Annotated in this window: 9 protein-coding genes; 8 read left to right on the forward strand and 1 reads right to left on the reverse strand. The window is 71.1% G+C overall.

The window, feature by feature from the left end; all coding sequences use genetic code 11:
* Positions 1 to 35 precede the first annotated feature (35 nt).
* Entirely contained in the window at positions 36 to 845 is an 810-nt protein-coding gene (minC, locus tag KF708C_RS05750) for a septum site-determining protein MinC (protein ID WP_020204634.1), read from the reverse strand.
* A gap of 272 nt (positions 846 to 1,117) precedes the next feature.
* On the opposite strand from minC, the gene KF708C_RS05755 reads away from it, so the two are divergent.
* The 8 genes from KF708C_RS05755 to kdpE all read left to right on the forward strand — a co-directional run bounded on the left by KF708C_RS05755 (position 1,118) and on the right by kdpE (position 11,142).
* Positions 1,118 to 2,089 (forward strand): magnesium and cobalt transport protein CorA, encoded by a 972-nt coding sequence (locus tag KF708C_RS05755; RefSeq protein WP_020204633.1) that lies wholly within the window; start codon positions 1,118 to 1,120, stop codon positions 2,087 to 2,089.
* A 196-nt stretch (positions 2,090 to 2,285) separates the two neighbouring features.
* Positions 2,286 to 2,453: a hypothetical protein gene (locus KF708C_RS35485; protein ID WP_020204632.1), complete on the forward strand. Its 168-nt coding sequence runs from the start codon at positions 2,286 to 2,288 to the stop codon at positions 2,451 to 2,453.
* Positions 2,453 to 2,542 carry a K(+)-transporting ATPase subunit F gene (gene kdpF, locus KF708C_RS05760; protein ID WP_020204631.1) on the forward strand — a complete coding sequence of 30 codons (90 nt, stop codon included), beginning with the start codon at positions 2,453 to 2,455 and terminating at the stop codon, positions 2,540 to 2,542. The genes KF708C_RS35485 and kdpF overlap by 1 nt, the downstream gene beginning before the upstream one ends.
* Entirely contained in the window at positions 2,542 to 4,362 is a 1,821-nt protein-coding gene (gene kdpA, locus KF708C_RS05765) for a potassium-transporting ATPase subunit KdpA (RefSeq protein WP_059411039.1), read from the forward strand. Before kdpF ends, kdpA begins: the two co-directional genes overlap by 1 nt.
* A gap of 76 nt (positions 4,363 to 4,438) precedes the next feature.
* Positions 4,439 to 6,685 carry a potassium-transporting ATPase subunit KdpB gene (gene kdpB / locus KF708C_RS05770; RefSeq protein ID WP_020423867.1) on the forward strand — a complete coding sequence of 749 codons (2,247 nt, stop codon included), beginning with the start codon at positions 4,439 to 4,441 and terminating at the stop codon, positions 6,683 to 6,685.
* A gap of 70 nt (positions 6,686 to 6,755) precedes the next feature.
* Positions 6,756 to 7,388: a potassium-transporting ATPase subunit KdpC gene (gene kdpC / locus KF708C_RS05775; RefSeq protein ID WP_059411042.1), complete on the forward strand. Its 633-nt coding sequence runs from the start codon at positions 6,756 to 6,758 to the stop codon at positions 7,386 to 7,388.
* Positions 7,389 to 7,532: 144 nt separating this feature from the next.
* On the forward strand, positions 7,533 to 10,445 hold the full coding sequence (locus KF708C_RS05780) for a DUF4118 domain-containing protein (protein WP_156173743.1): 2,913 nt from the start codon (positions 7,533 to 7,535) through the stop codon (positions 10,443 to 10,445).
* 1 nt (position 10,446) lies between these two features.
* Positions 10,447 to 11,142 carry a two-component system response regulator KdpE gene (kdpE, locus tag KF708C_RS05785; RefSeq protein WP_020204626.1) on the forward strand — a complete coding sequence of 232 codons (696 nt, stop codon included), beginning with the start codon at positions 10,447 to 10,449 and terminating at the stop codon, positions 11,140 to 11,142.
* Positions 11,143 to 11,206 lie beyond the last annotated feature (64 nt).

Consider the following 11,206-nt stretch of genomic DNA (forward strand, 5'->3'; position numbering starts at 1 on the left):
GCTTGCGCTGCTGTGGTTGGTGCTCGGCGGCGGTGTTACTTCATCCGGAGCGGTTCGAGGATCAGTTTTTCGCCGTCCAGGCGTACCTGGGCGGGCTTGCCCAGCACGTCGGCGGGCAGCGACAGTTCGCCGGTGCGGTAGATGCCGGCGATGGAAAGCAGTTCGGGTTCCAGGCAGGTGCAGAAGATGCGCGCCTGCGTGTCGCCCTTGACGCCCGCCAGCGCGCGGCCGCGCAGCGGGGCATAGACGTGGATGTTGCCCTCGGCGATGACCTCGGCGCCGTAGCTGACCAGGTCCAGGATCACCACGTCGCCGGCGGCGTAGACCTGCTGGCCCGAGCGCAGCGGCTTGTCGATCAGCATGGTCGGCACGCTGCGCGCGGCGGCGTCCGCCACCGTGGCCGCGACCACCTCGGCCGCGGCCTGCGCCGGCCCGGGCGGGGCTTCCGCCGGGGCCGCGGCGGGCCCCTCGGCCGGCCCGGCCTGCGTAGTCTGCGTGGCCGGCGCGGCTTCTTCGCGGCCGCCGCGCCGGCTGTGGCTGTCCAGCAGCGGCAGGCCGAAGGACGCCGCCCAGCCGTGCTGGGCCTCGCGCGCCACCACGCCGATGGCGCGGGCCTTGAGCTGGGCCAGGGTCTCGATCACCGTGTCGAGCGCGATCCGCTCGTCGCCTTCCAGGCGGCGCAGGTCGAGGGCGACGACATCGTTGGAGAAGAAATCGGGGGTCGATTCGAAGCGGGACAGGAGGTCGTCCCGCAGCGCTGCCATGTCAGCGGACTTGAGCGCGAGGAGGAGGGCGTCGACGTTGCCACTGCGCAGTTCGAAGCGTGGCGATTTCTTCTGGGACATAGTCGGTGACCGTGGAAATGGGACATTCTAACGTCAGCTGGAGGCAGAACTGTAACAAATACCCCTGCCGGGCTTTCCAGTGCCGGATGGGGCGCGCGCCAGGCCGCCGCGGCCACCCGCCGCGCACGCGGCCGCACTTCGTCGCACTTCGTCGCCCTGCGCCGCAGGGCGGCCGCATGTCCGCTGCCGGTTCGTCGCCGGTTCGCCGCCGCGCCGCCCCCGCGCGGGCCGCGCTCTTGTTACGATTGCGCCATTCGGACAAGGGAGCAGGCATGGGTGCGATCGTCAACAGCGTGGCTTACCGCGACGGCAAGCGGCTCGGGGATGTGGCGGTGGACGAGATCAGCGACGCCATCGCGGTGCCCGGCACCTTCGTCTGGCTCGGCCTGCACGAGCCGGACCTGCCGCTGCTGCGCAAGGTGCAGCAGGAATTCGGCCTGCACGACCTCGCCGTGGAAGACGCCCTCGACGCACACCAGCGCCCCAAGCTGGAGACCTACGGCGACTCCATCTTCGTCGTGCTCAACACCGCCCAGCTGGTGAACGAGGAGGTGGTGGTGGGCGAGACTCACCTGTTCGTGGGGCCGCGCTACGTGGTGTCGGTGCGCCACGGCGCCAGCAGTAGCTACGCGCCGGTGCGCGAGCGCTGCGAGAGCGACCCGCGCGCGCTCGCCAACGGGCCGGGCTACGTGCTCTACGCGCTGATGGATTTCGTGGTGGACCACTACATGCCTATCGTCACGCGGCTCGAGGACGCCTTCGAGCAGCTCGAGCAGGGCATCTTCCGCGACGAGTTCGACCGCGCCGCCATCGAGCACCTGTACCACATCAAGCGCCAGGTCCTGCGCCTGCGCAACGCGGTCTACCCGATCGAAGAGATCTGCGGGCAACTGATCCGGTTGCACGAGGAACTGGTGCCCAAGGAGCTGCGCGCCTACTTCCGCGACATCGAGGATCATGCCAGCCGCCTGGTGCGCACGCTCGACGTGGTGCGCGAAATGCTGACCACCGCGGTGCAGGTCAACCTGGCGCTGGTCACTGTCGGCCAGAACGAGATCGTCAAGCGCCTGGCCGGCTGGGGCGCCATCCTGGCGATTCCCACCGTGGTGTTCAGCCTGTACGGGATGAACTTCAACTTCATGCCGGAGCTGAAGTTCCACTACGCCTACCCGACCGTGATCGGCGTGACCGCGCTGGCCTGCGCGGGGCTCTGGCGCAAATTGCACAAGTCGGGCTGGATCTAGCCGGACGGGTGCCCGGCGCGGCTTGCGCCGGTGCGTTTCAATTGCCGCAAGCGGCGGGCTGATCTTTGCCGGCCACCGCGCGCCACCACCACTCCCCCGTCTTTATATCTTCTTTACACCCCCCTTCCCCCTCTCTACCCCGTTTTTACCGCGCCATCCCTAACCTGCCATCTGTGAATCACTCACGGTGTTTGTCATGGACGGGATCTATTTCATTGGTTTGTTGCTGTTCGGTGCGCTGACCGGCGCACTGCTGGCGCTGTGCGCCGCGCTGGGTGGCAAGCCGCCGGGCGCGGCCGACGGTCCGGGAGCGGACGGCGCCGACGCGCGCCGCAAGGACAGCGCCGCGGACAGGAGGCTGTGATGGACTGGGCCGATCTGCTGGGCGGCGTGCTCGCCGCTGCTGTCTTCATCTACCTCCTGATTGCCCTGTTCCGGCCGGAGAAATTCTGATGTCAACCGAATTCCTGGGACTGCTCGTCCTCTACCTCGCCATCCTGCTGGCGCTCGCGCCGTTCCTCGGGCGCTACATCCGCCGCGCGATGGAGGATGGCGGCTACCGCGCCACCGCCTGGGGCCGGCCGCTGGAGCGCCTGCTGTACCGCGCGGGCGGCGTGCGCGCCGACGCCGGCATGGGCTGGAAGCAATACACGGTGGCGCTGGTCGCCTTCAACATGCTGGGCGTGGTGGCGGTCTACGCGCTGCAACGGCTGCAGGCGTGGCTGCCGTTCAACCCGCAGGGCTTCGGCGCGGTGTCGCCGGACTCGGCCTTCAACACCGCGGTGAGCTTCGTCTCCAACACGAACTGGCAGGGTTATGCCGGCGAATCCACCATGAGCTACCTCACGCAGATGCTGGCGCTCACGGTGCAGAACTTCTTCTCGGCGGCCACCGGCATCGCCGTGGTGTTCGCGCTGATCCGCGGCTTCGCGCGCCAGAGCGCGGCGACCATCGGCAACTTCTGGGTGGACGTCACGCGCTGCACGCTCTACGTGCTGCTGCCGCTGTCGGTCGCCTTCGCCGTGGCGCTGGTCGGCCAGGGCGTGATCCAGAACTTCGACGCCTACAAGGAAGTCGCGCTGGTGACGCCCATCGAGTACAGCCAGCCCAAGGTGGACGCCGCCGGCCAGCCGGTGCTCGACGCCAAGGACGCGCCCGTCACCGAGGCCATGAAGACCGGCACGCAGACGCTGGCGATGGGCCCGGTGGCCTCGCAGGAAGCCATCAAGATGCTCGGCACCAACGGCGGCGGCTTCTTCAACGCCAACTCGGCGCATCCGTTCGAGAATCCGACCGAACTGGCCAACCTGCTGCAGATGCTGGCCATCTTCCTGATTCCGGCGGCGCTGTGCTTCACCTTCGGCGAGATGGTCAAGGACCGCCGCCAGGGCGTGGCGGTGCTGGCGTCGATGACGGTGATCTTCGTGGCGATGGCGTGCGTGGCGGCGCTGTCCGAGCAGCAGGCCAATGCCGCGCTGGCGGGTTTGCCGGTCGACCACGTGGCCAGCGCGCTGCAGGCCGGCGGCAACATGGAAGGCAAGGAAACCCGCTTCGGCATCGCCGCCAGCGCGCTGTTCGCCACCATCACCACGGCGGCCTCGTGCGGCGCGGTCAATGCCATGCACGACTCCTTCACCGCCATCGGCGGGCTGGTGCCGATGCTGCTGATGCAGCTCGGCGAGGTGGTGTTCGGCGGGGTTGGCTCGGGCCTGTACGGCATGCTGGTGTACGCGGTGCTGGCGGTCTTCATCGCCGGCCTGATGATCGGCCGCACGCCCGAATACCTGGGCAAGAAGATCGAGGCCTACGAGATGAAGATGACCGCGGTGGCGATCCTCGTCACGCCGCTGCTGGTGCTGCTCGGCACCGCCGTGGCGGTGATGGTGGAGGCCGGGCGCGCGGGCGTGTTCAACCCCGGCACGCACGGCTTCTCGGAGATCCTCTACGCGCTCTCGTCGGCGGCCAACAACAACGGCAGCGCCTTCGCCGGGCTGTCGGCCAACACGCCGTTCTACAACGGGCTGCTGGCCGCGGCGATGTGGCTCGGCCGCTTCTGGATCATCGTGCCGATCCTCGCGCTGGCCGGCTCGCTGGCCGCCAAGAAGCGCGTGCCGGTGACGGGCGGCACCATGCCCACGCACGGCCCGCTGTTCGTGGTGCTGCTGGTCGGCTCGGTGCTGATGGTGGGCGCGCTGACCTACGTCCCGGCGCTGGCGCTGGGGCCGGTGGCGGAGCAATTGCAGGGCGCCGTGGTCACGGCGGCAGGAAAGTAGCCCGGGGCCGCCCGCCCGCCGCGCATCGCCGCGCGGGCGGCATCCCCAGGCAGATCAGCGTATTGCGGAGAAACGCATGCAACAAGAATCGATGGTGACGCGCGGCAAGCAGGCCGGCGCGGCACCGGCAAGCACCACCCCGGCGGCCACTGGCGGCGCGCCGGCCCCGGGCGGCACCCACAAGGCAGGCGCCCACCAGGGCGGCGGCCACCAGCGCCCGCCGCGCGGCGGCATGTTCGCGCCCGAGCTGGTCAGGCCGGCCCTGCTCGACGCGGTGAAGAAGCTGTCGCCGCGCGACCAGCTGCGCAACCCGGTGATGTTCGTGGTCTACGTGGGCAGCATCCTGACCACCATCCTGTTCTTCCGCGCGCTGTTCGCGCCCGCCAGCGCGGGCGGCGAGAGCGCGGGCTTCATCCTCGCGGTGTCGGTGTGGCTGTGGTTCACCGTGCTGTTCGCCAACTTCGCCGAGGCGCTGGCCGAAGGGCGCAGCAAGCAGCAGGCCGAGGCGCTGCGCGGGCTCAAGACCACCGTCACCGCGAAACTGGTCAAGGAAGGCCGGCGCGACTGGCGCGCCGCCGGCGCCACCGAGGCGCGCGCGGCCACCGCGCTGCGCCGCGGCGACGTGGTGCTGGTCGAGGCCGGCGACATGGTGCCCGGCGACGGCGAGGTGATCGAAGGCGTGGCCTCGGTCGACGAAAGCGCCATCACCGGCGAGTCCGCGCCGGTGATCCGCGAGTCGGGCGGCGACTTTTCCTCGGTGACGGGCGGCACGCGCGTGCTGTCGGACTGGATCGTGGTGCGCATCACCACCAATCCGGGCGAGAGCTTCATCGACCGCATGATCACGATGGTCGAGGGCGCCAAGCGCCAGAAGACCCCCAACGAGCTGGCGCTGACCATCCTGCTGGTGGGCCTGACCATCGTGCTGCTGCTGGCCACCGCCACGCTGCAGCCGTTCTCGGTGTACAGCGTGCTGGTGACGAAGGCCGGCATGCCCGTCACCATCACCGTGCTGATCGCGCTGCTGGTGTGCCTGATCCCCACCACCATCGGCGGGCTGCTGTCGGCCATCGGCGTGGCGGGCATGAGCCGCATGATGGAAGCCAACGTGATCGCCACCTCGGGCCGCGCGGTGGAAGCCGCCGGCGACGTCGACGTGCTGCTGCTCGACAAGACCGGCACCATCACCCACGGCAACCGCCAGGCCGCGCGCTTCATCGCCGCGCCCGGCGTCGGCGCGCAGCAGCTTGCCGAGGCCGCGTGGCTGTCGTCGCTGGCCGACGAGACGCCCGAGGGCCGCAGCATCGTCACGCTGGCGCGCCAGCAGTCCGGCGCCGCCGCGCCCGACATCAGCGCGCTGCGCCCGATCTTCGTGCCGTTCACCGCGCAGACCCGCATGAGCGGCGTGGACGCGGGCGGGCGCAGCGTGCGCAAGGGCGCCGCCGACGCCGTGCGCCGCTACGTGACCGAGCGCGCCGGCAAGTTCCCCGAGGCGGTGATGCAGGCCGTGGACGACGTGGCCCGCGCCGGCAGCACGCCGCTGGTGGTGGCCGAGTCGTTCGACGACGGCCGCGGCGAGACCGTGCGCGTGCTCGGCGTGGTCGAGCTCAAGGACATCGTCAAGTCCGGCATCCGCGAGCGCTTCGGCGAGCTGCGCAAGATGGGCATCCGCACCGTGATGATCACCGGCGACAACCGCCTCACCGCGGCCTCGATCGCGGCCGAGGCGGGCGTCGACGACTTCCTCGCCGAGGCCACGCCCGAAGCCAAGCTCAAGCTGATCCGCGACTACCAGGCCGAAGGCCGCCTGGTGGCGATGACCGGCGACGGCACCAACGACGCGCCCGCGCTGGCGCAGGCCGACGTGGCCGTGGCCATGAACAGCGGCACGCAGGCGGCCAAGGAAGCCGGCAACATGGTCGACCTCGACAGCAACCCGACCAAGCTGATCGAGATCGTGGAGATCGGCAAGCAGATGCTGATGACGCGCGGCTCGCTGACCACCTTCAGCGTGGCCAACGACGTGGCCAAGTACTTCGCCATCATCCCGGCCGCGTTCGCCACCACCTATCCGCAGCTCAACCTGCTCAACGTGATGGGCCTGGCCACGCCGGCCTCGGCCATCCTGTCGGCGGTGATCTTCAACGCGCTCATCATCGTGGTGCTGATCCCGCTGGCGCTGCGCGGCGTGGTGTATCGCCCGCTCGGCGCGGCCGTGCTGCTGCGGCGCAACCTGCTGGTCTACGGCCTGGGCGGCATCCTGGTGCCGTTCGTCGGCATCAAGATCATCGACATGATCCTGGTGCTGTTCGGCTGGGCGTGAGCCACGCCCGCGTCCAGGTCCATACCCAAGCCCGCGCACCGCACCCGCAAAGACATTGAACGGAGTCATCATGCATACCCAAGCCACAGCCCCCCGCGGCGTCAATGGCCAGTCCGAAACGCCCGTGCAGGGCGGCCTGCTGCGCCCGCTGCTGACGCTGTTCGTCGCGCTGTCCGCCGTCACCGGCCTGCTCTACCCGGGCGTCGTCACCGGCATCGCGCGCGCCGTGTTCCCGCACCAGGCGGCCGGCTCGCTGATCGTCAAGGACGGCAAGGCGGTCGGCTCCGAGCTGATCGGCCAGCCCTTCTCCGACCCGAAGTACTTCTGGGGCCGCTTGTCGGCCACCGCGCCGATGCCCTACAACGGCGCCGCCTCGGTCGGCTCCAACTACGGCCCGAGCAACCCCGCGCTGACCGACGCCGCGCGCGCGCGCATCGACGCGCTGCACGCGGCCGACCCGGCCAACCAGGCGCCGGTGCCGGTCGATCTCGTCACCGCCTCGGCCAGCGGCCTGGACCCGCACATCAGCCCGGCCGCCGCGCAGTACCAGGCCGCGCGCGTGGCGCGCGCGCGCGGCCTGCCGGCCGAGCGGGTGCAGGCGCTGGTGGCGGCCAATACGCAAGGGCCGCTGCTGGCGGTGCTGGGCGATCCGGTGGTCAACGTGCTCAAGCTGAACCTGGCGCTGGATGCGGAAAAGCCGTGACGGCGCGGGCTTTGCTCCCCTGTCCCGCGCGCGGGACAGGGGCCGGGGGAGAGCGCCGGCGCATCAACCGCCGCCGCGCCCGGCCGCGCGCCGCCGTGGCACAATCGTCCGCATCCTCCCGCCTTGCGCGCAGCGCGCCTTCCCATGCCTGACACCGCCACGCGCGACACGCCGCCGCGGCCCGATCCCGACGCCCTGCTGCAACGCATGCAGGCCGAGGGCGAGCGCGCCGCGCGCGGCAGGCTGCGCGTGTATTTCGGCGCCTCGGCCGGCGTGGGCAAGACCTTCGCCATGCTGGCCGCGGCGCGCGCGCTGCGCGAGCAGGGCAGCGACGTGCTGGTCGGCGTGGTGGAAACCCACGGCCGCGCCGAGACCGAGGCGCTGCTCGACGGCCTCGAGCGGCTGCCGCCGAAGGCCATGCCGCACCAGAAGCTGGACGGCCGCGTGCTGCACGAGTTCGATCTCGACGGCGCGCTGGCGCGGCACCCGGCGCTGATCCTGGTCGACGAGCTCGCGCATTCCAACGCGCCCGGCAGCCGCCATCCGAAGCGCTGGCAGGACATCGAGGAACTGCTCTCGGCCGGCATCGACGTGTGGACCACCGTCAACGTCCAGCATCTCGACAGCCTCAACGAGGCGGTCGGCGGCATCACCGGCATCCGCGTGTGGGAGACCGTGCCCGACACGGTGTTCGACGATGCCGACGAAGTGATCCTGGTGGACCTGCCCGCCGACGAGCTGCTGCGGCGCCTGCGCGACGGCAAGGTCTACATGCCGGAGCAGGCGCGCACCGCGGCCAGCAATTTCTTCCGCAAGGGCAACCTGATCGCGCTGCGCGAGCTGGCGCTGCGCCGCACCGCCGACCGCGTGGACGACGACGTGCGCGCCTACCGCCACGCCGAATCGATCCGCCCGGTGTGGCGCACGCGCGAGGCGGTGCTGGCCTGCATCGGCACCGGCGACGATGCCGCGCAGGTGGTCAAGAGCGCGCGGCGGCTGGCCGGCCAGCTCGATTGCGACTGGCACGTGGTGACGGTGGCCACGCCGCGCCTGGCGCCGCTGGCCGCGCCGGCGCGCGCCAGCCTGGAAGCGGCGATGCGGCTGGCCGAGGAGCTCGGCGCGCGCACCGAGACGCTGGCCGGCAGCGACATCGTGCAGGCCGTGACCGGCTACGTGCGCCGCCACAACCTGACCAAGGTGGTGGTGGGACGCGCGCCCGGCGCGTGGCACCGCGCCGGCGGCGGCGTGCTGGCGCGCGGCCGCGCGCTGCTGGCGCTTGCGCTGGCGCCGTTCCTGGGCGCGCGCGCGTGGCTGTTCGGGCGCCACAGCTTTGCCGATTCGCTGGCGCTGGGCTGCCCCGAGATCGACGTGATCCGCGTGGCCGCCGACGCGATGGCGGCCGACGCGCGCGGCCGCGCGCAGCCGGCGGCGGGACCGGGTTCGCGCGCGGACGTGCGCGGCGACCTCGATGCCGGCGCGGCCGGCGTGGCCGACGGCGAGCGCGGCGTGGCGGCGCGTCGCCTCGACTACCTGTGGGCGGTGGCGTGGTGCGCCGGCGCCAGCGTGCTGTCGGCGCTGGCGCGGCCGTGGTTCGAGCTGGTCAACATCGCCATGCTGTTCCTGGCCGCGGTGGTGGCGGTGGCGCTGCGCCACGGGCGCGGGCCGGCCGCGCTGGCCTCGGTGGTGTCGGTGGCGGCCTTCGACTTTTTCTTCGTGCCGCCGCGGCTGTCGTTCTCGGTCAGCGACGTGCAGTACCTCGTGACCTTCGTGGTGATGCTCACCGTGGGCCTGGTGATCGGCCAGCTGACCGCCGGGCTGCGCGAGCAGGCGCGCGTGTCGGTCGAGCGCGAGACCGAGGCGCGCACGCTCTACGAGCTGGCGCGCGAGCTGTCGGCCGCGCTGGTGCCCGAGCAGATCGTCGCCATCGGCAGCCGCTTCCTGCAAGCCGCGCTCGGCGCGCGCTCGGCCTTTTTCCTGGTCTCGCCCAAGGGCCGCCTGATGGCGCCCGCGGTGGACCCGGACCAGCGCGCCAGCGGCGCCATCGACCCGGTGCTGGCGCAATGGGTGTTCGACCACGGCCAGCCCGCCGGCACCGGCACCCACACGCTGCCCGGCAGCACCGTGCTCTACCTGCCGCTCAAGGCGCCGATGCGCACGCGCGGCGTGCTCGCGGTGGAGCCGCAGGCGTGGCGCGCGCTGGCGCAGCCCGAGCTGCGCCGCCAGGCTGACGTGTTCGCCACGCTGATCGCCATCGCCATCGAGCGGCTGCACTACGTGGAGGTGGCGCAGCAGGCGCTGGTGTCGATGGAGTCCGAGCGGCTGCGCAGCTCGCTGCTGGCCGCGGTCTCGCACGACCTGCGCACGCCGCTGACCAGCCTGGTCGGCATGGCCGAGACCATGCAGCGCGCCGAGCCGCCGCTGCCGCCGCCGCTGGCCGAGACCGTCGCCGCCATGCGCGAGCAGGCGCTGCGCATGCGCACGATGGTCATCAACCTGCTCGACATGGCGCGCCTGCAGAGCCGCGACGTGCACATGCGCAAGGAGTGGCAGTCGTGCGAGGAAATGGTCGGCGCGGCGCTGGCCGCCATGCGCGACGCGCTCGCGCGCCACCGCGTGTCGGTGTCCGGGCTGGCCGCGCTGCCGCTGGTGGAATGCGACGCCGTGCTGATGGAGCGCGTGCTGTGCAACCTGCTGGAGAACGCCGCCAAGTACACGCCGGCGGGCACCGCTATCCGCGTCTCGGGCGAGCTGGCCGACACCGAGGTGCGGCTGGTGGTGGCCGACCAGGGCCCGGGCGTGCCGCGCGGGCAGGAACAGTCGATCTTCCAGAAATTCACGCGCGGCGAGCGCGAATCGGCCACCGCCGGCGTGGGCCTGGGCCTGGCCGTGTGCGAAGCCATCGTGCAGGCGCACGGCGGGCGCATCTGGGTGGAGAGCGCGGGCGGAGACGATGGCGAAGGCCGCGGCGCGCGCTTCGTGGTGGCGCTGCCGCGCGGCACGCCGCCCGCGGTCGAGCCCGAAGCCGCGGCGGGCGCAACACACAAGGAACCTCACTGAGATGGCATTCGATTTTTCGCCCACGGTACTGCTGGTCGAGGACGAGCCGCATATCCGCCGCTTCGTGCGCGAGGCGCTGCAGGCCGAAGGCTGCGCCGTGCACGAGGCCGAGACGCTCAAGCGCGGCCTGATCGACGCCGGCACGCGCCAGCCCGACATCGTGATCCTCGACCTCGGCCTGCCCGACGGCGACGGCATGACGCTGATCCGCGAGATGCGCACCTGGACCGAAGTGCCGGTGCTGGTGCTGTCCGCGCGCAGCGGCGAGGACGACAAGATCGCCGCGCTCGACGCCGGCGCCGACGACTACCTCACCAAGCCGTTCGGCGTCGGCGAACTGATCGCGCGCGTGCGCGTGCTGCTGCGCCGGCACGCCCGCCTCAATCCCCAGGGCAGCGCGCTGGTCGCCTTCGGCGACGTGCAGATCGATCTCGCCAACCGCGTGGTCACGCGGGCCGGCGAGGACGTCCACCTGACACCGATCGAATACCGCCTGCTGGCGGTGCTGATCGCGCACCGCGGCAAGGTCATGACGCACCGCGAGCTGCTGCGCGAGGTGTGGGGGCCGGCGCATTCGGAGAGCAGTCACTATCTGCGTGTCTATATGGGGCACCTGCGGCAGAAGCTGGAGAGGGATTCGGCGCAGCCGGTGCATTTGATGACGGAGTTGGGGGTGGGGTATAGGTTTGTGGGATAGGGGTTTGTTTGTGTTTTGGCTTTAAAGTCGAAGTCAACTTCTTAACGTCAAAGTCAACATCAAA

The sequence above is a fragment of the Cupriavidus basilensis genome (assembly GCF_000876015.1).
In the GTDB taxonomy this organism is placed as follows: Bacteria; Pseudomonadota; Gammaproteobacteria; order Burkholderiales; family Burkholderiaceae; genus Cupriavidus; species Cupriavidus basilensis_B.